The organism is Nocardia sp., assembly GCF_025465275.1.
Taxonomy (GTDB): domain Bacteria; phylum Actinomycetota; class Actinomycetes; order Mycobacteriales; family Mycobacteriaceae; genus Nocardia.
On the sequence record NZ_JAODNK010000140.1, the window covers coordinates 1 to 21934 of the forward strand.

The window sequence follows — 21934 nt, forward strand, 5'->3', positions numbered from 1 at the left end:
CCGGTTTGTTCACTCCACCGCTGGGCAGGTGCTCGACCGTCAACTGGATGACGGTGCCTTCGAGGATCGGCATCGGCCCGGCCCAGTGCGCCCACGCCGACCGGCGTTGCAACCTCGGATGCAGCCGGTTCCACGCCAGTGCGGTCGCCCGTCCGTAAAGCCTTGTGTCGGTAGTCGTTTCGATGTCACGACTACCCCAGGTGACGGGGTCCTTGAAGACGAACTCGCCACCATGACGTGCGGGCCGGCCGCCGTCGGGGCGGAACAGGTACGGCGGCGGCGGGCGATGGAATACCCGATCGCTGCGCAGCCGCACCAGGATCTTAGGCGGCAGATCGGTGAGCAGGTGCGCCAGGCGCGGGCCGTCGTAGCCGGCGTCGAGCACGACCAGGATGTCTGGATCACCGTCCTGCCATTGCCCGGCGTCGATGAGACGCCCTGTGAGGTCACGGATTTGGGTGCAGGTGACCGCGAACAGGTCCGCGCCGGGTTCCAGTCGCTGCGCGTCCAGTGACGCGGTCCAGGAACTGCGGCCGGTCTCCAATGCCACGATCAGTGAGTACGGCCAGCCCGGCACCATCTGATGCTCGCCCGCGCCGCGACCGTAGGTGTGGCAGAAACAGCGCTGTGCGCAGGTCGCGCCATCGGGACGCAGCCACGGCGACACGTCGACCGCCAACACCACATCTTCGCGATGCGCCGGCGCCGTCGTTGGCGGCGGCGAGCCGTCCACTGCCCGGATACCGCGCTGGAAGTACGCGGCCGATGACAAGTTCGTCCAGGTCAATCTGAATGGGACGGAGCCTACGGCGATGATGCTGTCGCCGGGGATGTGGTCTGAGGGCCAGAAGACGAACAAGGATCTGGTTGTGCCGGATTCGCATGTGCGCGAACGGGCTTCGACCGATGCCCGGATCAACGTCGCGGACGTCGTGAAGGATCTCGCGGCCGGGATTCACACGGTGGTCATGTTCCGCGGTGCGCAGCGGGCGGTGTTCGCGCCGTACGAGTGGGTGCGGCTCGCGTTCCCTGCGCTGGGTTTGACGCCGTTGGAGGATATCCTCGCGGATCTGGCGTCCGCGGCCCGCGATGTGGGCCCGCACGTGATGGTGGTGTATCGCAAGACACGCACCCAGGGCGTGCTGCTCGAGGAATTCGCCAGGTCGGCGGATCCGGTGTGGGAGGCCGATCGGCGGCTGTCGTCTCTGCGGGGTCCGGTGCCATCGTGGCGGCGCGCCGGGCTGCGGGCGGTGGTCTACGTCGTGGACGGGAAGGTCGCGCGCGTGCGAGCATTGGATCCGGGGGCCGCGTGGGAGGACTTGCCGGGTGTGTTCAGTCTGGCGCTGGTGTCGGATCCGCTGTCGCGCACCGAGATCGATGCGCGGTTCCCTTCGCTGAAGCTCTGTCCCGGGGACGAACGCCCGACGACGGCGGGGTCCTCACGCGAGTACATCGACTTCTGAGAGAGCCCGCTGACCTCGGCGGGCTCTCAGGGCGTTTACTTGTCGTGTTTACCGGATGTCGCCGGAGTCGGGCGCGGGGGGAGCTTACGGCCCAGGAGCTTCTCGGCTTCGCGCCGGTTCTCTGCGACTTGTTCAGGTGTCAGCTTCACCCTGCGTGCGCGCCATGTCTCCTGCGTCAGTGCACTCATTGGTCGCCGCCCTTCACAATTGCCTGGATGCGCCACATATTACGCGCAGTGTCCATACTCGTGTGGATCACGACATAGCGGCGGGCGTCGATAAGAAGCACTTCCCTTTCCGGGGGGACCGGGCTGAGCGCGCCCAACCGCAGGGCTGGGGTGCCCGCGGGCACCAGCAGATCCAGGATCACCGGGTCGCGATGGCGCATCGATCGTGGCGGAACAGCGACGCCGGTGGTCGACATGAAACCGTCGTGGATGAATTCCACATCGACCAGTTCGGCCGCTGATTCCTCGTCGAGGATGCCGTAGACCTGCCCGTCTGCTTCCCGGGTGACGCGAACCGTCTGCGGTAGAGGGTATTTCGCGAGTCCGGACCTGATGAGGGCAATCCGGCGCTGCAGTGCCGGTGTCATCGGAACTTGCCCCCACAGGGCGTCATTGATGTCGGTGAACCCATTGTGCGCGTAGGCGGCGATCACGTCGCGTTCCTCGTCGGTGAGCCGGTCCGGGCCTTGCTGCGCGAGCGCTGCTTCGGCCCAGGGCCACTCGTCGAAACCGAAATCGTCTTCTGCCACAGGAGCATTGTTCCGTACCCTGGTCGTCCCGCGGCCCGCGCGCCACCGATCAGCCTGCGGCAGGTCCGCATTCACCTCGCATCTGGACGCTCAGTTAGCGGAAGCTCGGAGCGCTTGTGCTACCGCTGATCTCCGCTCCGACGCAAAGGCCCCGACTGGTGCCGAAAGCGATGATTGCGGCCGTATTCTCCGGCAACAGAACATGATTGAGTCTTTGCCGCGACGATGATCGGCGCGGAAGGTTCACGACATTGCGGTAAGCGAGTTGGGTCGCGGGGCCAGCGTGTGCCAGCTGATCGGGCCGCCGGCAGCGAGGTGGAGACCGTGGGGGACTTCCACTACGCCGCACACGAATTCGCCGAGGTAACCGCGAGCGCGCGCGGCGACACCATCATGCGGGGATGGGGATCGTGGCGAAATTGGGAAGGATATCGAGGGTGGTGTCGTCGACGGCATGAATGATCTGCATCCCGGCGGGATGGTCCGCGGCGTGCCCGTTGCTGCGCCATGCACGGGCGATGAGCTGTCCGACGCTGCGGGTGGTCAGGTACAGCACATGGGAGGCGGGATCATTGGTTGCCCCGATACGGTCGGCGTGGGATCGGAGGATAGTGGCCAATCGATTCGATGTCTTCGGTGAAAGTTCGACTTCGACAATGACGGCGGCATTGTTCGGCTGCCACAGCAGGCCGTCCGCGCAGTGGCTCGATGTGCTGGCGGGAGCGTCCTGGGTCCATGTGCGGCGGTCTGTAGCGACATTGCCTGGAACGTTTTGGTTGTGCGTCAGAAGAGGGGCGTTTCCTGCGCTGAGGAGATTGATCGAGAGATGAGCGGCGATGAGATCGTGTGCCAGGGTGCTGCGTGCGACCGGATAGTGCTTCCCCGCGACCCAGTAGACGCGCCGATTGTTGCCGCGGTGCAGTGTCTCGCCACCGAGGTACCCGGATTTCTGGAGCAGGCTCAGGCGGCGCGACAGGTTCTGTTTGGGCATCGGCTCACCAGATCCGAAATGCATGTAAGCCGCCCGCATCGAGTCGGTCCCCGCGATGGTCACCTCACCCAACCACGTCAGCACTGAGGAATCACGCTTGGTGATCGCGGCCTTCGCTCTGCTAGGTCTCGAAATTTGCGGGCCGTCGGTCATGGGATTCCCTCGATCGTCAGTCGGGCCGCCGAGGGCAGACCGGTCGCGAGTAGCGCAACGGCGCGGACTGCGGCGTCGTGACGGCCGATCATGTCGGGCGCATTGCTGGCGATGGCGTCGCGGCGCAGAAGCAACGCGCTACACAGTGCGGCGACATCGGACAGCGATTCCTCGATGAGATCGGCGTCGACATTGTTCACCCGTGCGTGGGCGGCGGCACCGCAGGCGGCCCGAACTTCTTTCGAGGTGGCGGTCTTGGTCGACGTGCTCGGGACCTGCCATTCACCGAGAAGCTGCATCGTGACCCAGAACAATGCGACTTCCGCGAACCCCTGTTGCGCGTATCGCGGCATTCTTACTGCAGTGCTCTTCGGCGCTGGCAGGTTGGACATCGGCGTGGCCTGCGGTGCGGAGAAATGGTCATTGATCGCCCGGTTGGTCAATTGAGGTCGCCACCGTGCCCGGCTCCGTGTCCCGGCCACGAGTTCTGCAGCGCGGATGCGGTCGAGGTCGGCAATGGTTCCGCCACGTAGCTCTGAGTCATCATCGGAGGCGACGAGAACGATGATCGGATCAATGCCAGCGATGCAGCAGTCATCGGCAGGAAAGGCACGGATGCGCCGCATCAGGTCGGTATCAATCATCTCGAACCCCACCGGTCAGGCATTGCCAGGAATGCGACGATCGTATCTCGGCACGCACCCCAGTCGCACCGCTCGTCGAAACCGTGTATGAACCTCGAACGTACTACAGGGATGATGGCGGATTGCGCTTTCATGGCCTGCCGGCGGCAGGCGACGCGGGCGCGGTAAAAGCGGCGACCGCACGGAACCTCTGACGAGGCGGTCGGGGAGGGTGTCTCTTTGCCCTCACCCACCACCGGAGCGCGGGTCCGCGAATGCAGGTACGTACCGTCGGAGGCGGGCAGGCCAGCCCCCTCCGGGGGAGGGGGCGTCGGCCGAGGGGGAGGCGGAACCCCTTCAAGCGCGAAGGGGCAGGGGATGTTGGTTGGTATGTCCGTGGTTGTGTCTGTGTGTGGAGCTTGCGGAAGTACACAGATAAAACCACAGACATACCAATATTTAGATTAATACTTTCTTACTGAACCTTACTTTGAGTATCTGTTCCGGTCCCCGTCCCTGGTTTCTTGACCACCCTTGTTTGAGTGCTCGCCGAGCGAGGGTGGTCAAGAACCGGTAGCTTGCGGACGGAAGGGATGGGGACCGGAACAGATACTCGCAGCTCGAAGAGCTGCTGCGCCATGCATAACATGGTGACTTGACTGGTTACCGAAGTGGTAACCATGCTGGTGACACAGTTATCGTGTCAGTCACCAGGCTAGTCATCACCCTCAGGAATGGCTGGCTTCGCTCACGTCCGCGACGGGTTCGGGAACTGAGATTTCGGTGGCGTGCTCCCTGGCCCTTTTGCAGGCCTTGACGATGGACTCGTCGATTCGCCCGCGGGGCGCCATCGTGTGGCCGTGCTCCCTGACCCACTTGCGAATGTCTGCCGACTCTTCGGAACGGACACGCGGCGGGTTCTTCCCGGTTCGACGCCGTTCTCGAGCGCCGGACGGCACGAACTACCGGCGTCGACCGTTGCCGCCCAGCGGCATTCTTCTACGCTCAGCCGATGCTCTTTTCCGCTCGCGGAACACCTTCGCGCGTGCGGAATTCCTCAAGGGTCCGCTGGTCCTGGCCGAACACTTTCTCGAGAAGCTCGCGCCTGCACGCACTGCTGCAATACTCCTGTGGCCGACCCTGCTTGCCTGAACCTGAAGTCGGCAACGGCCCGTAGCAGTAGAGGCATCGACGGCGGCCCGATATATCCAACTCAGACAGCAATAGGCCTCCTGCTTCTTTCTCGGGAACCTCACCCAGCCCGTCGAGGACCATCGCTGTTCCGGTGGCTTCGTATTCGGCCTGCGGTCCTTCAGCCAGCTCGATCGCCCGGCCGTCGAGCCGGATCAGGTGTGCATCCTCGTCGGCATTGTCGACAACAATCATTGCTTTGGGCTCGTTGGTTCGGGTGTTCTGATCCAGTTCGTCGGCGAACTGTTCGGCGACATCTCGCAATTGGGTGGGGTTCGGCACCCGGCGGCTACTGGATGCGTTACAGCTCGCAGGCGAGACCGACCATGTCGACGCGTTGATCGCAAGCTTTCCAGCGCGAGGACTGTTCGCGGATTTCGTACGCCGTAACGACAATGCGGCCAAGTTCCGATTCGGTCGAGAACCCAACGGACGTCCGGCCGACCCGTGGGCATGGAACCACCTATTCCTACCGGGTCCCGATGATGGGATTGCTTGAAGGAACCGCACGACCGGCGCGAGCAACGAAGCTCCACAGTTCAGTTACCGCGGGGCATCACTGAAATTTTCGTGCGGTCGAAGTCGTCTTCAGTGATGTTCGAAGTCGTGTTCAGCAGCTGCCAGGACGAAGGATCGATGTCTCGCTGATCTCGGGGAGGTATGTGCGCCTGCCGTGCCCTGGCGAGAATTGGTTCGGGAACCATCAGCAGTGTCGATGTTTGCGAAATCAGGTTCGGGCTGCGGCGCGAGTTCGATTCTGGTTGGTGCCTAGATGGTGAGCGAGCCGACTCACCTCATTACTTGCTGGTGTCGATGATGGTGACGGAGTTGGTGTCCCAGTTCGCGGTGTACAGGGTGTGAGTGCCCAAGTCGATGGCGATGTTGGTCGGACTGCCGCCTGTCGGAAACGCGGGTTCGATGAGTCTGCGCTTTCGGGTGTCGACCACCGATATGTTCATGCTTCCCCAGTTGGCGGTGTACAGGATGTGGGTGTCGGGGTCGATCACCATGCTGCTGGGGCTGGCACCGGCGAGGATCGACGCGGTCGCACGCGTGCTGGTGTCGATGATGGTGACGGTGTGGTCCCAGTTGCCGCTGTAGAGCGTGTGGGGTTCTTCGAACGCGAGGCTTCTGGGTTCTTTGCCGACTTGGATCGTCGCGGTTTCGGTAAGTGCGGTCAGGTCGATCACCGACACGGTGTGTGCGTCCTGGTTCGCTGCGTACAGGATCTGTGGGTTGGTGGGGTCGGCCAGCACGAAATCCGGGCCCGCTCCTACCTGGATGTCGTGTAGGACGCGGTGTTTGCCGCCGCCGACTTCGATGACCGAGACGGTGTTGTCGGCTTTGTTCGCGGTGTAGATGATGCCTGGCTTGTTGGGGTCGACCGCTATGTGATGCGCGGCAACAGCGATGACATCGGTGAGGTTGTCGCCATCGATGACCGATATCTGCGCGGGGGTGTCGGTGCTGGCGTCGTTCGCGACATACAGCAGGTGGGTGGCAGGGTCGACGGTGACCGAGATCGGGTTCGGTCCGACCGGGATTCCCTTTTTGATCACCTTGTGGGTGTCGGTGTCGATCACCGACATGGCGCCGTCGACCCGTGCGGTGACGTATAGGCGGTGCAAGGCGGGATCGATGGCGAGTCCCCGCGGGTCTCGACCGACCGGAATTGTCAGGTTGTCGGTGCCGGTGGTCTCGCTGGGCGCGTGCGGGCGGTTGATGACGATATGAACACACGTCGCCGCCCCGATCGAGAGTGACATCGCGGCGGCGATCGGGACGATGACGCGGCTGACCCACCACCGCCATGCTTCGGGTTCTCGCGCATCGAGGCTCACCCCCGCCGGTGAGGCATCGTCGTCCGATCCGGGCGAATCGACCGGATCGGTGTGCGGTGTGGGGTCCCTAGCGCCGGCGGTCTCGGCGGCGCGACGCTCCAGCAGACGCGCTGCCGCGATCTCCTTTTCCCGCTCTTCGCGGGCTTCCTTGCGTCCTCGTTGCAGGCGCGCGCGGACTGTGACACGTTCGCGTCCGCTGTACCCGGCGGCTTTGAGCATCGTGTCGATCACGAGAAGGAACTGGGCTTCCTCGCGCGGCAGGGTCTTCACTTCCATGGTCTGCGCGTTCGGCAACCACCCCTCGATCGTCGATTTCGAGACCCCGGTCGCTTCCGAGAGTCGCTGAGCGCCCTGGCCGGCACGGTTGTACAGGTCTCGTAGATCACGAGCGAAGCGCAACTGTGCAGACTCGACAATTCCCCCCTGAACGCTCACAGAGGACCCTCTCCCAGGACCCGACTCGGGCACGGCTCGCCGAACGCGTGCAACCCAGTGAAACGGCAGCTCAAAGCACTCACACACGCACGATAACCGACACCTGAGCGGCATGTGCCCGCTCCGCGGGAGTGCCCAATTGATCCGGTGCAGCCGAACTGGCCACACCACGTCCACCACGGAAAGCAGACCCGCTGATGAGTTACAGGAAAGGCGATCGGGTCACCGCCACCACAGATCTGGGGGGCGTCATCCGCGAATCGGTGCCCGCCGGCTCGACCGGAACAGTCACCGAAACCACACCAACCGGTGAGCCGACGGAGGTCGCATTTCCCATCGACGGCACAACCCGCGTCCTTCGCGTCGACCCTGGCGAAGTGCGGTAGCCGGATCGCGGTGGCCCCGACTTTCCGGGACCGATCGCGGACCGTCTCCCGATGAACAACCACGGAACAGCCCTCGGCATCGCACACAAGGCCCGATTCACACGGTCCCATCCCAAGGCAGCGAATCCTCTGCCGCAATCCACAACCGACCGGAGTAACAACATGTCATTTCACCGCGCCTCCCTCAAGGCAACTCTGGTGAGCGCGCTCGCTCTCACAACATTCGCGACTCTGGGTTGCGGCTCTGCCGGTGCGTCGGCCGAGGGTGATGTGAGGACCGCGATACAAGCGTTCTTCGACTCCATCAACACCGGCAAAAAGGAAAACATCATCGGCAACAGCTGCAGTTCCCTTGCGGCGTCCTTCTCGAAAGCCTTCGACGAAGAAGGAACTGGAGACGACTCCGGCAAGCGACCATTCTCGATGACGGTCGATTCTATTTCGAATATCCGAGTGTACGAGGACACCGCAACCGCGGATATTGTCATGCACTCGAGTTCCAAGCCCGACCCGAGAAGCTTCGTCGCGACGATAGCCAGAGAAAACGGGGCGTGGAAGTATTGCACGCTCTAGCAGGCGAACTCGAATCCGAAACCGAAACCGCAAATTCAGACGTAGACCCTTGTTCATCGAACCAATTAGTAGTCAGCAGAACGGGACATCATCATGTCACTTGTTTCTCGCCACAGCAGGACTTTGACCATCCGACGAATCGCCGTGGCGACCGCACTCGCGGGCACTATCGCAGCAACGGCTGGTAGTGCGCCCGCTTCCGCCGACCCGAGCACAAAAATATTGATGTGCGTCGGAGGGTTGGCCGGGACGGCCGGCGGCACCAGCACCGTCGTTGGAGCGTACCTGCCTACCACTGGCAAGGCCGTGTTCGCCGTTGGCGCCGGAGTCGCCAGCATCGGGTCGGGCCTTCTCTCGGTTGTTGTCGGCTGTCTGCCTCAATCCAGTGACGAACTCGCTTACGGCCCGTACCAGACCGTGGAGGAATGCAATAGCACACGAAATGACCTGTTGCCCGGAACGGTGCACCCGTATCTCCGCTGGTCGATTTCCAACTGCTTCAGTCCGAACGTGCCGGCGAAATTCAATCAAGGCTGGCTCGATACAGGTAAGTGGTATTTCTTCCTGACGTGACCATTGATGCGCCCATGTATGTCAGAGGATCAGGGCCGCGTGTCTCGCCGGCCACCGCCCGCGTGATCCTCACGGCCCAGATTCCTGATCCACAACGACAATTGACTCATTGACTCCCGGAGACACGCTATGACCATTCAGACCGGACTCGACATTCATCCCACATCCGCACAGGAGCCCGGCCACGGCGCCAGCTTTCTGTGGTTGGAGCTGACCGGACTCTGTCAGCTCAGTTGTACGCACTGCTACGCCGACAGCGGACCCACCAAAACGCACGGCACGATGACCACGAATGACTGGCTCTCGGTCATCGACGACGCCGCCGTGATCGGTGTGGGTGCCATCCAGTTCATCGGCGGCGAACCGACGCTGCACCCGGCACTACCGGAACTCATACGGCACGCGTCCTCGCTCGGGATCGCCACCGAGGTGTACTCGAATCTGGTCCGTATCCGCGCCGACATCTGGGACACGCTGGTCGAGTACAACGTCCGACTGGCGACCAGCTACTACTCCGATCAGCCGGAGCAGCACACGCTGATCACCGGAAATGCCTTGGCACACAAGCGGACCACCGAGAACATCAGCAAGGCAATCGCGCGGGGTATTCCGGTTCGGGTCGGCATCGTGGCGGTGCTCGAGGACCAACGGGTAGAACAAGCCCGTCAACTCCTGGCTGATCTGGGAGTCCAGGACATCGAGGTCGATCACGTTCGCCGCGCTGGTCGTGCCAATACGGAAGTGGACACGCCTCTCGGGGAACTGTGCGGTCAATGCGCCGGGGATGTCCTTGCCGTATACCCGGATGGTGTCGTGCGCCCGTGCGTCTTCACCCGGTCCCTCCAGGTCGGCGATGTGCTCGAGTCCAGCTTGCGACAGGTCATCGACAGTCCCGAGCTGGCGACCGCCAGGACCGCCATCGGAAACGCGACCGCTGAGAATCAGCGCCACCGGGACGGGATCTGCGGTCCGGATGTCTGCAACCCCCGCTGCCTTCCGATCTGTGTTCCCGGCCAGTTCGTCTGCAAGCCCAAGGGCGGACAGTACTGAGGGCCACAGGCGTGTTCTGGGCCCACCGATTGAGGTCATGACATCGGCAAACGTATTTTCCCAATCCACCGACCAGAGTATTTCGTAAGACAGACCGACCTGCGTGAACTGACCTCCCAGCTCGTGGCACATCGCTTCGTTCGGCCGCTCAGCCGAGGGACGAGTCCAATCCGAGGTGGTGAGCCCGGCGAAAGAAGACAACCAATGGAAGGTATGCGGCGCTAATCCGTCTGACCGATTCATTGTGCACAAGAAACAACAAAGCGAAGTCTCCACAACAGTTCGCCGCAGGCTCTGACATAGCTGACCGTCGAGATATCATCCGCCGCCCAAATTTCCGCAACATCGAATAGTTCAGGTTCAAAGGAGACAGAGATGACCGTTGTAGTGTCGATTACGCGTGTAATTGGGATGCTTGCGATGACAGGAACTATCGCCAGCATGATGGCCGGGACGGCAGCTGCACGCGATTTGTACAGCTGGTACGGGCCGTATACGCAAGAGCAGTGCAAGGATGAATTAAACGACAAGGCGTTGACGATGGACGCAGACCCATCCCAGCGCGCGCGGCTGATCGGCTGCGCTTACTCCCCAGGAAATGGTACTGATGGGTCAGGGTTCGGGGGCAACGCACCCCAAAGAGGATCCGGGTGGTACTTCGGCTATTACGAGGGGTAATGCAACGGTCGCGCACCGCATCATTAGGGCCGGGCAGACCGGCGCCCAAGAGCTGCTGCAAGCCGACGGGTCTCGGGTGGGCTGCACTTTTTGTGTCGAGTGAGGCCCGCGCCCAATCCAGAACGCGGGTCGCGCCGTGAATAAGACAACGGGCCAGGAATACCCGGCCATCCCGACCCCCGCGCTGAAGACGAGTACGAGCAAAAAAACACGCTAGTGAAGACGACTTCGAGACACGCCGATGTTCGAAGACCCCTTAAATCAGACCCGAATCCGCACGCCAGCACTGAACACGCCGCCGGTTCAGGCGCGGACTCCGGCCCGGTGTGCGAGGTCGCGCAGCGGGGTGCGCCGGTCGTGGTCGAGGAGTTCGGCGACGACTTGGCGCAGCAGGCTTTGGTATCTCACCCATTCGAGGCCGCCGATGTTCTCGGCGGTCAGCAGCAGGTCCAGGGAACTGCGTTTGCAGCACTTGCTCCGACGACAGCAGTCGGCGGTGGTGCTGCGTGCAGCCGATGGTCAGCGGCAGATCCCACACCAGCGCCCGAACCGGCTCCGGCGGCGCGGTGCACAGTGGGCAGGACCGGTTCAGGCGGGCGGCGGGAATCCAAGGGCCGCGCCAGGTACGCCGCCGTGTCAGCTCGAATCGGGTGGCCTCGCCCGGCGCCAATAGCACCGAGTACTGGCGCGGCAGTGAAGGATTGGATCAATGGCACTGATGGTTTCGGCGTGGCTCATCGCCAGCGATGTCCCTCACGATGGCGCCGTTCGTAGATCCGGATCCAGCGTGTACTCCCGCGACTCGTCGGCAAGTCGTCGGCGGCCGGACGGGTAACAGGCTTCACTACTCAGGCTTGTGGGTACCGAAAAGTGTTCAGCGGCACCACAAGATGGATGGGCAGCGAAGTCGTCGGATTCACCGTTCCGTGACACGGTGTGCCTCTCGAGACGGGCAGCTCCCGGAAATCACACCGGCCTGTTGTGAATATTTTCCTGGTGTTGGGCACATTTCAGCTGGTCAAAGATGTGCGTGGTGTTGGTATATGCCTCGCGGAGGACCTTGTCGTTGATCTGATTCTTCAGGTCCCTGTGCTGCCGGTCAGTCGATCGGTGTCGTGGGTCGCCACGATTTTCCTGCTCCTCGGCGTCGGAGTGCGCGGTGCTCGCCGACGATCTGGCCTGGGTCGTGGCCAGCGACCTGGGCAATATCGTTCCCACCGAAGCACTGGCCGTCACGATCCGCTGCGCCGTCCTGCAGCAGTTCGCCCTCAATCTCAACCTGGCGACCGAACTCAACGACGGCGAACGGCCCGAGAATGTCATGGTCGCGGTGACCTGGCAGGTCGCGAAAATGCTCGATTGGCTCGTGCGCCACCAGCCGGCCATGGCCAGCCACTCCATCGGCCTGATCGTCGGTGAGGCCGAACGTGAATTGAAGTTGTCCCGCCGCACCAGCATTCGCGCCCTGCGCACCGCGTTGGTCATGGACGGCAAACTCCCCGACCACGCCTACGACGCGTTCTTCGATCGCGCCTTCCCTCCCGGCGACGAATAGCCCTGGCTGATATGCCATATCGGGAGCCACCGGCAGGTGCCGGGGCTCCCGATCTGCTGCACGCTACTGATGCACCCCGACATAGAGCAGCAGAAGACGGCAACTCGTTCCGGCGCCGGTGAACCCGTTCGCCGGTCGCCGTTACCGAATGCGCTGCCCGGTCAACGATTCTGGGACAGAATCGGGCCGGTGGGGACCCTGCGCACATTCTTGCGTGACCAGTTCACGGCAACTCGATGGCCCTGGCGGCGCCTGCAATCGGTCGTGGAGGACCCGCGGTCGGACTGGGTAAAACTGGCCGAGGACGTCGCCATCGCGTGGGACGCGATCCTCACCCTTATGGTCGACGTCAGCCAAAAGAATCTCGCCCTCGACCGGGCACGGAAACAATCGTTGCGGACCCTGGCGGACAAAGAAGACGACCCCCTCGTCCAGCCTGTATCCGTCACCAGCAGATCCCTCTTCGCTTTCGATGACGTCAACGAGCTGGGTGCCGTCCATCTCAGCTTCGCCTTCCTCGTCTACCGCCACATCATTGACTTGCAGCCCCTCTACTACACGTACGGCCGACTGCAGCGAGATATCGAGAGTCATCTCTATGTCCGGTCCACGCCGTCGAGTCCCGGGTTGCCCGGTCTGAGAAATGAATTCGCGGTCACGGTGCACGAGCACGGGCGCCTCGTCCACGACCTCTTCTGGACACTCGACGTATGGAAACTCCTGATGTTTGAGGGAGGTCAGGAGGCACGGCTGGTCCGCTACGGATGCGGAAAGATCCTCACCGGGTGGCATCCCATAGACCTCTACTCCTCACCCCTCACCCTTCTTCTATACCGATATCCACCGGCTCCACCGGCTCCACCGGCTCCGATCTCCCTTCTACCTGTTCGTTCCTTTGTGACGCAACGAATCTCGATAGGAATACCGATGAGTGTGTACGCGATCGTCCTGGCCGCCGCCGTCGAGGGTGGCGGCACCGGTAACACCGGCCTCGACGTCGCGGCCGCAGCCGCAGCGGGCGCGACAGCGGTCGGCGCGGCCATGTCGACAGTCGCGCCGTCGCAGATCGCAACGATCGCCACAACGAACTTGAAACGGATGCTGTTTGCGGGGCAAGCCCTCGCGTACGGGTCGGTGCTCACGTTCCTCGCGTCGGTCATCCTCGCGGCCACCGGCATCGGACACGACACCGCCACCCTCTACACCGCGCTCAGCGGTGGTGCGCTTGGAGGAGTGTCGCTGGTCGTGTCCAATCGCACCAAAGACGCGATCATGCTGGTGAAGCAAACTGACCTGATCAACCAGATCACCGACGTCGATGCCCGCAACGCACTCATCGCGAAGGTGGTCGAGCGATCCCTCGAACCCTCGCAGAGCAGGCGTGCACTCACTCTCCGACGCAGCGAGCCCAACGATCCAGTCGAACGCTGAAAACACGAAAAGGCCACTGATGTGCTGGCGTCCAGGTCAGAAACCGTCAGTGGTCAGGGCGCGGTAGAAGAATGTCTCGTTCGCCAGCGGCGCCGGTCCGCCGGGGAATCCGTCCAGCCATTGAGAGAAGTTCAGTGGTGTGGCAGGCGGCATTACCGTGAAGCCCTGCCGACCGTAGAAGTCGGCCAATCCCTGGTCGCTGGTGAGGAATTGGCCATACAGGATCTGGACCCCGCCGCGGTATGCGGAGAAGGTCGCGGCATGCACCAGGGCGCGGCCGAGGCCGTGCCGGCGGTGGTCGTCGTCGACGGCCACTAGATGCAGTTTGGACGTGAACAGCAGGGCCTGCATGACGGCCGTGGTGCTGAGATCGTGCGCTTCGCCGAGGTCGGAGATGAACTGCGCGGCTGGCCCGACGAGTGCGCCACCGACGATCTGCCCGTCCAGAGTGGCCACCAGCGCGTCGGTGCGCGCCCACACCACCGCATCGACGTCACCACCGGTCACCGCGGCCGCCATCATCCGATAGCTACTGTCGGGATCGCGCAGACCTTCACCCAGGAAGCCGTCGGCATGGGCACTAACCAGGTTCGCCGCCACCTTCGGTCCCCCCGCACCCGCCATCGACGCCCAGCGCTCGAACCCGCTCAGTTCCTCCGGGGTCCGGGCCGGGCGTACCCGGTACGGCCCGACGGCGATCTCCTTCGCCGCCGCCGGTACTGACAACCGACGCGGCGACGCGCGGCGAACAGCGTCGGACTTCTTCGGCTTGCGCCCCTTGGACTTCGGCACCCCGCGCCCCCTGTCATGCACGAACCTATCCGATGAACATTACCGTGCATCCATGGAAAACGTTGTGGGGTAGCAGATTTCGCAGGATAGCCGATTCGATCGCGCCTACCCGTGCCGCTGGTACTTCGAGACCGCCCCCGGACACCTCTCCAGAGCCGACGAATTGGTGAGCGCTCATAGGGATGACTTTTCAACGGTGTGGGCCTCATGGACCCGAGACGCCCCAGCGGCGTGGCAGCACGCCGCCGGGGTGTCTCGGGCGTGAGTGCTACTGAGTGTGGTTTAGCCACCATTCGATCACTCGGATAGTGAGCCACGCTCCGACACGGCTTGTGTAGATCAGGCCCGCTTTGATCAATTCGGGTTTGAGGTCGAGGTCCGGGGTATGGGCCATCGGAGTTGTTGGGGCAGTGAGGTTGTTGGCGGTGGCAGGGTTGGGGTTCGGCTGCTGTTCAGCGTTGGTTTGCACGGTCGCAAAAGGTAGGTTGGCGCTTCTCCCGAGTGGATACAGATACTGCCATATCGGGCCTAGAATGCCTGTGTGACAAGGGGTTTAGGTTCGCTACAACGCCGGGTTCTGGTAGCACTCTATTGCGCGGAGACCATCGATGGGCCGTGGTGGGATTTTCACCTGTTGAACAGTCCGCCGCAGCCGCCGGATCGGTGGATCGCGCTGCGGCGAGGGAAGAGTGGTGTCGGGGTGCTGGGCGGCTACGAGCCGGAACCATGGTTCTCGATGGCGCAGTTCCATCTGGTGGAGATCGACCACGCACGGCGGTTCGCCGCGTTGAAGCGGCAGAACAACTACGCCGGAATTCATGAACTGCGGCGCAGCTATCGGGGCCCGTATCGGCGGGCGGTACAGAGTTTGGCGGAGAAGCGGGAACCGAAACTGACCGAGTTCACGACTGCGCCGGCCTTCGAGGATTTGACTATTCAAGGGACGGCCGAGGTGTGGCTGTGGCCGACAGTGCTGGCACGGCTGACCGACTCCGGGCGATGGTGGGTGCAGGAGAACGCCCTGGAGTTGGTCAAGCCGCTGGCGGCAAGAATGATGACGGCCTCGGTGACAGTGGACAGGTTGCGCGCGCCGACGACCGATACCGCAGTGGCATGCTTTGAGCGGGAAACGCCGGCCCTCGCTCCGCATCCACCGGATACCGGCGGCGGGGCGATCGAGTTGGATTGGACCGGAGCCGAATTGCTGCTGCGGGGCGCAGGGATACTCACCGGAGCAGGTTGAAGGGGCGCTGCGGCAGTGGTTCCAGCGTGAACGCCGTGCAACGGCACAGTACAAAGGCCGGCCGCTAAAGAAGACTGAATGTGTATTCGGAGCGGACGAAGTCGACATCGTCCGAGCGATCCTCACAGTGCGCACCCAGTCGGTGGTGACCTAGCGCTCTATTCGACGTTGGAATGCGTACTCCGGCATGCCGCCGGTCTACTCCGGATCGGCTGGCACGAACTCGGCCACGCGCACGGGATATGGGTAGCGGCCCGGTGAGTCGGTTTCAACCGATTCGACGATGGCGTTGGGCGCCGTCGATCTCGAGCACCTGGAACACCGACACTCCGCCCGCCACCAGCAACACTCGATCGCCCACGTTCACCATGCGGGGCAGCTTATCTCGAGCCACCGGTTGGTTTATGGAAGTATCGCAAGCATGTTCGAATGCTGGGGAGATGATTTCGCGGCCGACCAGCGGCGCGTCGTCGATCCGCCGACGCCGGTCCTCGTGAATCTGAGCATCGCGATCGGCTCCGATGGCCCGTTCCGCCGGGATGAGGTCTCGCTGCGCGTCAAAGTCGCCGCGCTCGATCTGACCAAAACGGTGCCTGGCCTGCTCTACGCGTGGGCCCAGACCACGACCGGCGGGTGGCTCGGGTTGTGTGGATATGCGATCCCGACCGGCAATGGGCACGGTCGTGTCGAGACCCGGCAGTGGACGCCCGCGCGGGCATTGTCGCGACCGGATGCGCCGCGACAGACCCGCCCGTTCGGCGGCTCTCCGTAGCTGTCATGCCGATCGTGAGCGGGCTGAACCTGTCAGGCCGCGTGCCGGGACGCCTGCGAGTGGTCATCCGCGATTCCCTTTCAGACACACAGCAATTGGCCATGATCATGGCCGCTCGATGGAAGATCGCCTCGAGTGTTCGGGCGCAGCGTTCGGTGCGCCCTCACCCGAGAATGCCTGCGCAGCAACCGCGCGATCACCGGGCGGCGGCGCAACAACACATGAGGCGTCCGGGGGTCCAGCCCCCGGCGGCCTACGGTGAGGCCAATCGGGGATCAACGAATCGCGCAATGTATTGGTGCGCACGATGCCAAGGGTCGTGCGCGAACTCGGGCCGGGCGCGCATCCAGTGCTTGGCGCATAGTTCGTCGAGATCCATGTGGATCGGGCGTGAGTGGTAGTTGGTGTGAGGCTCTGCTGCGCGGGAGACGACCAGTAGTTCCGGCTCCGGTGTCCATCCGGAGTGATCGAATGCCCATATGCCGTTCGAGGCGTAGACGTGGCCGGGGTTATCGGCACCGCTGGGCCACAGACCGAACGGCACGAATCCGCAGGGATGGATCTCAAGGAATGCGTAAGCGAGGATATGGCACGCGCCGGCGGCGAAGAACCACTGATCAGCCCGCCCCCACGCCAGGTCCTCGTTGGCTCGTTCCAAGGGAGTCCGTCGGAACATCGAGCATGGAACGTACACGCTCGGAGTCTATTTCGCTGCGGTCGATGCTTCCGCGAGTTCGCGACAAACCAGCGCGGTCCCTACCGTTCCCGTCCTAGACACACCGGAACCCATAGAGCGCGATATCCGAATAGTGCGATCGCGGACCGGTCGAGTCTGTCACCGCTCGCCACGGGTCCCATCGTGCACCGGCCGACGCGCATTCCCATCACCTGCGTGAGGGAACATCTCATCGGCGCGGAAGCCATCGCACGACCATGACGAGCACCGCCGAAGTCATGAGCGCCCGCCAATCATTATCACTTTGAAAATCCAAAATCCCTGTCCTGCAAGCATACTCGCGCCAAGAAGGAGCATTCCCACTCGGCGGTTGCTGTCGCCGTCGAGTGTGCAGGCGCGTCGCCGGCAGGCTGGTCTGCGCGCGGTGGTCTATGTGGTCGGCGGGCATATCGAGCGGGTGCGGGCGGTGGATCCGGCCGGGGATTGGCTCAAGCAGGCGGACGGGTTCGCGCTGGCTCCGGTGTCGGGTTCATTGACGCGGGCCCAGATCGACGAGCGGTTCCCTGGCCTGGGTTTGCATCCGGGTGATGCGCGGCCGACGGCGCCGGGCTCGCCGCGCGAGTACATCGACCTATAGCGGAAGCTCGAAAAGGCGCAAGGTGCCCCGAATCGTGTGAGATTCGGGGCACCGTCCAGCGGCCGCGGCTATGCGATCAGCCGGTGAGCGGCGGTGGCCACAGCGCATCCGGCCATGATCGCCGGAATCGGTCCGGCCAGCAGGAACGCTCCGGCCACGGCCACGGCCGACCAGGTACCGATCAGCGCCCAGCGGATCGGCAGCCGCTGGGGCTTGCCGTCCTCAGGTTCGCGCGGGGGCTTTCCGGGAGCTACTTTGGTCATGGTTCTTCTTTCGGGTTCATGTCGTGAGAGTTGGAACCTCGCAGCCTCCGGGGATCTGACCCCCGGAGGCTGCTCCCGCCCTCGGTCTGAATGAAAATCGGCCCGGTCCGTTCCACCCCGATCGGGGCTTCTGAACAGCGCCTATAACCTTTCTATCTGCCCGTCCCGGTCCTGTATACTGACCAGGTACCACATCTTGACCCGCCAGAAAAAACGTTGCCGACGCTGCGAAGGCGAAGCCGTTCTTCTGGCGGGTCAAGATGTTCAGGTTAAGAATGCGGCAATCTAGACTAATTGCTGGGGGATAGCCGTGGTTTTGGTTCGTATCGATCTCAGTCGTCCGCCGAACGCACGGGAGCGCACCGCGCTCGGGAAGCGGCGCACACGGGTGGAACGGGCCCAGAAGTCCCGCACGGTCGCCATGGGCAATCTAGGAAAGCTGGCCCTCGAACGAGAGCTGGCCATGGTTCGGATACGCGGTGGTTTCATCCGGCTCGCGGTCCCGCTGGTGGGCGATACTTCCGATCGGTCTGCGCCCCCGCACGAGCATCGGCCGCCGGCGACACGGTTGATGAGTCCGAACGGGATCGGGTTGCGGCTGATGCTCGTCGCGTTGTTCGAGGCGCAGTCGCGGACGCCGCCGGGGGCCAGGGCCGACGGCACACCGATTCCGTTGCGCGCGGCGCACAGTGGCGCGATCGGGTGGACGACGGTGACCGCGACCTCCGCGCAGGCCTCCGGCACCGGCAGGCATCGGATGGGCGTGATCGACAAGCAGGTACGCCAGTTGCAGACCACCTTGGGCAAGCTCGAGAAAGAAGCGCTGATCGAGCCGGTCGATTCGGCGAAACAAGGGTCTGGGCGTTATGAGGGCTTTTATGCGATGAGCGAGGACGTCCTGTTCGGTCACCCGGGCGATGTGTACCGCGTCCCGGATGGCGAGGAGTCCTATTTCGAGGTCCCGGTGGCGCTGTTCACCAGCGGATGGATTCACGTCCTCGAGGACAGCGAGTTGGCGCTGTTGCTGATCACCATGCGCATGCGCCATATACACGGTGACGAGCCGCAGAAGCTGGCGGCGGGCACGCGCTTGTTGCATTACGGGTTGAGCCGGGATGCGTTCGAGGCGCACATCATGTTGTCTCGGCTCGGATTGCTCGAGGTGACCGAAGATGCCGGGCGGTCGATGGACGGGAAGGTCCACGACTACACGAACCAGCGAGCGCAGCCGCACGAGCTGTTGTTCCTCCCGGCGGGCCTGGAACACGATGCTGGTGCGGCAGTGACCGCGGAGATTGACTATCAGTTTAGTCGGTAACAGGCGTAATCGACTAGTGGACAACGCCGTTGGACTACATCGACTTGTCGGTGTCGGTTTTCGTGGTTGGGAGGCAATGCGTTTCGCGCAGTGAAGGGTTTGCCCGTAGGGTTTGATCGGGTCGAACGATCTCTCCCCCCGATCGTCTCGGCCCGGCAGTTCGGTGCGCGTGCGCACCGGTAATTCAGATGCCGCCGGGCTTACTCCCCCCTTCGCCCGGCGGCATCGTCATGTCCAGGGTGGGCTGGTGCTCACCGTGGCGGAGTGTGGGCGTATTCGCCGAGCGTGACTGGGAGGAGTCTCACGCTACCGGCGATGCGTCTCGCCTCCCGATTCGCGCACGCGGCTCCGATGAGCTGAGATTGCCGTGGAGTGGAGGTTCGCGCCAATGATCCGAATGCGGGGGTGGCGCGAATTCGTGTGGTTTGGAAGGGGATTGGATCTGTGTCGGAGAGAAGCGAGGATCGGGCGCTCGATAGGGCGGTCACCCACCTGATGGCGGCGGGCATTATCGCCATGGTGGCGGTGGTGTTCTTCCTGATCGGTGCGTGCTCTCGTAGCGATACCGTGTCCTGCGGTGGGCAGGCGATGAAGGCCGGAGACCGGTGCACTGGCTACAAGAGCACCAGCCAAACCAAGTCCTACGATGAGGAATTGGCGTGGAACAACAACCGGTGGCGGATGATCATCCCCGGGGGTGTGGTTGTGCTGTGCGTGGTGTGGGTGGGTGCGACCATTGCCGCGACGCGGCGCGCCATCGCCACTGACTAGCGGCGTTTCCGCGAACGTTGTTTCACGAAATCGAGGTTGTACCGGGTCGTGTTCTGGGGTTGCGCGGATACCGAAACCCGCACCGATACACGGCTTTACGGAAGAGCGACCGCGCTCGCGTGGAATCGGCTGCATCCGAGGTTGCAGCGCCGGTCGGCGTGGGCGGACTGGGCCGGGCCGATGCCGATCCTCGAAGGCACGGTGATCCGGCTGACGGTCGAGCACCTGCCCAGCGGCGGGGTGAACAAGCCCGTGTGGTTGTGGTGGTCGGGCACAGATGCCAACTCAGACGATGTGGATCACTGTTGGCGAATGTTTCTGCGGCGCTTCGATATCGAACACACCTTCCGGATGTTCAAGCAGACTCTCGGCTGGACCCGCCCGCTGGTGCGTGACCCGGCAGCGGCCGACCGCTGGACCTGGCTGATCCTCACCGCGTGTACCCAGTTACGGCTGTCGCGGCCCCTGGCCGCCGATCTGCGCCTGCCCTGGGAGAAATCCGTCGCACTCCACCGGCTCACCCCCGCCCGAGTCCGGCGAGGGTTTCGGCACATCCGCATGAAGACGGGCTCTCCGGCCGATGCACCGAAACCTTCGCGGCCCGGACCCGGACGCCCACGCGGGCTGAAGAACCACCACCCCGCCGCCCACCACGACGTCGGATTGATCCTGGCCACCGGCCACCCCTACACCCGCCCAGCCCGCCACAAGAAGGGCGCCAAACCCCGCCGAACTGCGCAAACATCCGTCAGAGGTTAAATCTCAAGCTCAGCGAATCTGCCTATTCAACCGATTCGCCACCACGATTCCTACCGGATCTGTACGGGCGGTCCCTGTAGCAACCGGACATGTCGTCGGCGTGGAGTATAAATCGTTCTGGCAGTGGGCTTTTGAATGAAGGAGGTCGAGTGAACGAGCAGGGTTGGGCAGCGGCGTACCAGCGCAACGACGATGGCGCGGCTGAATCGGTACGGGAGGACATGCTGGCCCTGGCGGCGCTGTTGTCCCCAGCTCTTCCCGAGGTCACCGGCAGGGTCCGCTCGACGACTGACGACCCTCGTCGTGAGCTGACTTATGCACTGGGTGAACATTGCTTGTCCGCGAATTTCGACTTCAAGCAGGACATCGTGTCGGTGCGGGACGGCCTGGAGTCGTTGGCGTCTTATCCTGTCGGCACGTGGTGGGAGTGGCACCCCGATTTCCTTGCCGAATGCGAGGACTGGGATTCCAGCGACCAACTGGAGCGGTTTCTGGAGTTGACCGGTGAGCGCTGCCACGAGTCAGGGTTCGCGTTGATCTCCATACACACCTTCTCCGACGACTACGACCTCGTCGTTGTCCGCGAGGCCGACCTTGCGGAACGGCGTGGCGAGGCCACCGACCGGTGGTTTCAGGTCCTGCGGTTGGGGATCTGGTCGAAGACCGGCCGACCATTGACCGCCCGCAATTTGGTTGGCCGGCGCGCGGTCATGAGCGAGTGGGATCGGTTCACCGAAGACCTCGCGACGATGCTGCGTAAGCGCATCGGCGTCGACGCAGTCTTGGAATTCAAGTTCTCGGAAACTGTGTGGGTGCAGATATACCAGGAAGGTGTCAAGCACGTGGCGGTGGGCATGGAGCTTTCGATGTACGCCGACAACGATGCGGGTGAACTGGTCACCGAGGGCTGGACACTCAGTGACGACGTTTGGGACGACGACAACTGGTGGGAAATGCCGCTATCGGCCGTTCCCGGCGTCTGCGACAGCATCGCGCGACGACT

24 protein-coding genes are annotated in these 21934 nt (G+C 63.2%); 14 read left to right on the forward strand and 10 right to left on the reverse strand.

The genetic code is table 11. The annotated features are described in order from the left end of the window. Nucleotides 1-685 (reverse strand): transposase (locus JWN03_RS30490; RefSeq protein WP_366914496.1); only part of this gene is annotated, 685 nt, incomplete at its 3' end. Between JWN03_RS30490 and JWN03_RS30495 the strand changes: the two genes are divergently transcribed. Next, complete coding sequence (locus JWN03_RS30495) at nt 609-1463, forward strand: hypothetical protein (protein ID WP_297622260.1); 855 nt, start codon at nt 609-611, stop codon at nt 1461-1463. The two genes, JWN03_RS30490 and JWN03_RS30495, sit on opposite strands and share 77 nt — an antisense overlap. A gap of 184 nt (nt 1464-1647) precedes the next feature. Here JWN03_RS30495 and JWN03_RS30500 read toward each other — a convergent pair whose 3' ends face one another. The 6 genes from JWN03_RS30500 to JWN03_RS30520 form a co-directional block, all read right to left on the reverse strand. Further along, on the reverse strand, nt 1648-2220 hold the full coding sequence (locus JWN03_RS30500; RefSeq protein ID WP_297622232.1) for an ADP-ribosyltransferase: 573 nt from the start codon (nt 2218-2220) through the stop codon (nt 1648-1650). Between the two features lie 391 nt (nt 2221-2611). Next, complete coding sequence (locus tag JWN03_RS30505) at nt 2612-3211, reverse strand: hypothetical protein (protein WP_297622233.1); 600 nt, start codon at nt 3209-3211, stop codon at nt 2612-2614. A 149-nt stretch (nt 3212-3360) separates the two neighbouring features. After that, complete coding sequence (locus JWN03_RS30510) at nt 3361-4020, reverse strand: hypothetical protein (protein ID WP_297622234.1); 660 nt, start codon at nt 4018-4020, stop codon at nt 3361-3363. Nucleotides 4021-4715: 695 nt separating this feature from the next. After that, nucleotides 4716-4946, reverse strand: a complete 231-nt coding sequence (locus tag JWN03_RS45595) for an Lsr2 family DNA-binding protein (protein ID WP_366914495.1) — start codon at nt 4944-4946, stop codon at nt 4716-4718. Nucleotides 4947-4992: 46 nt separating this feature from the next. Further along, nucleotides 4993-5460: a hypothetical protein gene (locus JWN03_RS30515; protein WP_297622235.1), complete on the reverse strand. Its 468-nt coding sequence runs from the start codon at nt 5458-5460 to the stop codon at nt 4993-4995. A gap of 515 nt (nt 5461-5975) precedes the next feature. Continuing rightward, nucleotides 5976-7454, reverse strand: a complete 1479-nt coding sequence (locus JWN03_RS30520) for a YncE family protein (protein ID WP_297622236.1) — start codon at nt 7452-7454, stop codon at nt 5976-5978. Between the two features lie 197 nt (nt 7455-7651). Between JWN03_RS30520 and JWN03_RS30525 the strand changes: the two genes are divergently transcribed. The 6 genes from JWN03_RS30525 to JWN03_RS30550 all read left to right on the forward strand — a co-directional run bounded on the left by JWN03_RS30525 (nt 7652) and on the right by JWN03_RS30550 (nt 13700). Continuing rightward, nucleotides 7652-7840 (forward strand): hypothetical protein, encoded by a 189-nt coding sequence (locus JWN03_RS30525; RefSeq protein ID WP_297622237.1) that lies wholly within the window; start codon nt 7652-7654, stop codon nt 7838-7840. Nucleotides 7841-7891: 51 nt separating this feature from the next. Next, on the forward strand, nt 7892-8413 hold the full coding sequence (locus JWN03_RS30530) for an Rv0361 family membrane protein (protein WP_297622239.1): 522 nt from the start codon (nt 7892-7894) through the stop codon (nt 8411-8413). Between the two features lie 144 nt (nt 8414-8557). Next, nucleotides 8558-8986 carry a hypothetical protein gene (locus JWN03_RS30535; RefSeq protein WP_297622241.1) on the forward strand — a complete coding sequence of 143 codons (429 nt, stop codon included), beginning with the start codon at nt 8558-8560 and terminating at the stop codon, nt 8984-8986. A gap of 129 nt (nt 8987-9115) precedes the next feature. Next, a complete protein-coding gene (locus tag JWN03_RS30540; protein WP_297622243.1) occupies nt 9116-10036 on the forward strand; it encodes a radical SAM/SPASM domain-containing protein in 921 nt (306 codons plus the stop codon). A gap of 1837 nt (nt 10037-11873) precedes the next feature. Beyond that, nucleotides 11874-12269, forward strand: a complete 396-nt coding sequence (locus JWN03_RS30545) for a hypothetical protein (RefSeq protein WP_297622244.1) — start codon at nt 11874-11876, stop codon at nt 12267-12269. Nucleotides 12270-12338: 69 nt separating this feature from the next. After that, nucleotides 12339-13700, forward strand: coding sequence for a hypothetical protein (locus JWN03_RS30550; RefSeq protein WP_297622245.1), 1362 nt, complete (start codon nt 12339-12341; stop codon nt 13698-13700). A 36-nt stretch (nt 13701-13736) separates the two neighbouring features. Here the strand turns inward: JWN03_RS30550 and JWN03_RS30555 are convergent, their stop codons facing one another. Next, on the reverse strand, nt 13737-14513 hold the full coding sequence (locus JWN03_RS30555) for a GNAT family N-acetyltransferase (protein ID WP_297622246.1): 777 nt from the start codon (nt 14511-14513) through the stop codon (nt 13737-13739). A gap of 520 nt (nt 14514-15033) precedes the next feature. Between JWN03_RS30555 and JWN03_RS30560 the strand changes: the two genes are divergently transcribed. Both JWN03_RS30560 and JWN03_RS30565 read left to right on the forward strand, forming a co-directional pair. Then, entirely contained in the window at nt 15034-15735 is a 702-nt protein-coding gene (locus tag JWN03_RS30560) for a hypothetical protein (protein WP_297622247.1), read from the forward strand. A gap of 421 nt (nt 15736-16156) precedes the next feature. Then, entirely contained in the window at nt 16157-16507 is a 351-nt protein-coding gene (locus tag JWN03_RS30565) for a hypothetical protein (RefSeq protein ID WP_297622248.1), read from the forward strand. Between the two features lie 253 nt (nt 16508-16760). On the opposite strand, the gene JWN03_RS30570 is transcribed toward JWN03_RS30565, so the two are convergent. Continuing rightward, nucleotides 16761-17183: a hypothetical protein gene (locus JWN03_RS30570; RefSeq protein WP_297622250.1), complete on the reverse strand. Its 423-nt coding sequence runs from the start codon at nt 17181-17183 to the stop codon at nt 16761-16763. A gap of 370 nt (nt 17184-17553) precedes the next feature. Between JWN03_RS30570 and JWN03_RS30575 the strand changes: the two genes are divergently transcribed. Continuing rightward, complete coding sequence (locus JWN03_RS30575) at nt 17554-17820, forward strand: hypothetical protein (RefSeq protein ID WP_297622252.1); 267 nt, start codon at nt 17554-17556, stop codon at nt 17818-17820. Nucleotides 17821-17888: 68 nt separating this feature from the next. On the opposite strand, the gene JWN03_RS30580 is transcribed toward JWN03_RS30575, so the two are convergent. Continuing rightward, nucleotides 17889-18083 carry a hypothetical protein gene (locus tag JWN03_RS30580; RefSeq protein WP_297622254.1) on the reverse strand — a complete coding sequence of 65 codons (195 nt, stop codon included), beginning with the start codon at nt 18081-18083 and terminating at the stop codon, nt 17889-17891. A gap of 310 nt (nt 18084-18393) precedes the next feature. On the opposite strand from JWN03_RS30580, the gene JWN03_RS30585 reads away from it, so the two are divergent. From JWN03_RS30585 to JWN03_RS30600, 4 genes are all read left to right on the forward strand, one after another. Then, complete coding sequence (locus tag JWN03_RS30585; RefSeq protein ID WP_297622255.1) at nt 18394-19401, forward strand: hypothetical protein; 1008 nt, start codon at nt 18394-18396, stop codon at nt 19399-19401. Between the two features lie 444 nt (nt 19402-19845). After that, nucleotides 19846-20172, forward strand: coding sequence for a hypothetical protein (locus tag JWN03_RS30590; RefSeq protein ID WP_297622256.1), 327 nt, complete (start codon nt 19846-19848; stop codon nt 20170-20172). A 180-nt stretch (nt 20173-20352) separates the two neighbouring features. Continuing rightward, nucleotides 20353-20931, forward strand: a complete 579-nt coding sequence (locus JWN03_RS30595; protein ID WP_297622257.1) for a hypothetical protein — start codon at nt 20353-20355, stop codon at nt 20929-20931. A gap of 89 nt (nt 20932-21020) precedes the next feature. Beyond that, nucleotides 21021-21934, forward strand: a 914-nt coding sequence (locus JWN03_RS30600; protein ID WP_297622258.1) for a DUF6630 family protein, incomplete at its 3' end; no start/stop codon positions are given.

Excerpts from the sequence above, each read along its gene's own strand:
- JWN03_RS30505 (WP_297622233.1), bottom strand. The coding sequence starts at position 3,211 with ATGCCCAAACAGAACCTGTCGCGCCGCCTGAGCCTGCTCCAGAAATCC.
- JWN03_RS30525 (WP_297622237.1), top strand. The coding sequence starts at position 7,652 with ATGAGTTACAGGAAAGGCGATCGGGTCACCGCCACCACAGATCTGGGG.
- JWN03_RS30530 (WP_297622239.1), top strand. The coding sequence starts at position 7,892 with ATGAACAACCACGGAACAGCCCTCGGCATCGCACACAAGGCCCGATTC.
- JWN03_RS30540 (WP_297622243.1), top strand. The coding sequence starts at position 9,116 with ATGACCATTCAGACCGGACTCGACATTCATCCCACATCCGCACAGGAG.
- JWN03_RS30550 (WP_297622245.1), top strand. The coding sequence starts at position 12,339 with ATGCACCCCGACATAGAGCAGCAGAAGACGGCAACTCGTTCCGGCGCC.
- JWN03_RS30565 (WP_297622248.1), top strand. The coding sequence starts at position 16,157 with ATGTTCGAATGCTGGGGAGATGATTTCGCGGCCGACCAGCGGCGCGTC.
- JWN03_RS30570 (WP_297622250.1), bottom strand. The coding sequence starts at position 17,183 with ATGTTCCGACGGACTCCCTTGGAACGAGCCAACGAGGACCTGGCGTGG.
- JWN03_RS30580 (WP_297622254.1), bottom strand. The coding sequence starts at position 18,083 with ATGACCAAAGTAGCTCCCGGAAAGCCCCCGCGCGAACCTGAGGACGGC.
- JWN03_RS30595 (WP_297622257.1), top strand. The coding sequence starts at position 20,353 with ATGCCGATCCTCGAAGGCACGGTGATCCGGCTGACGGTCGAGCACCTG.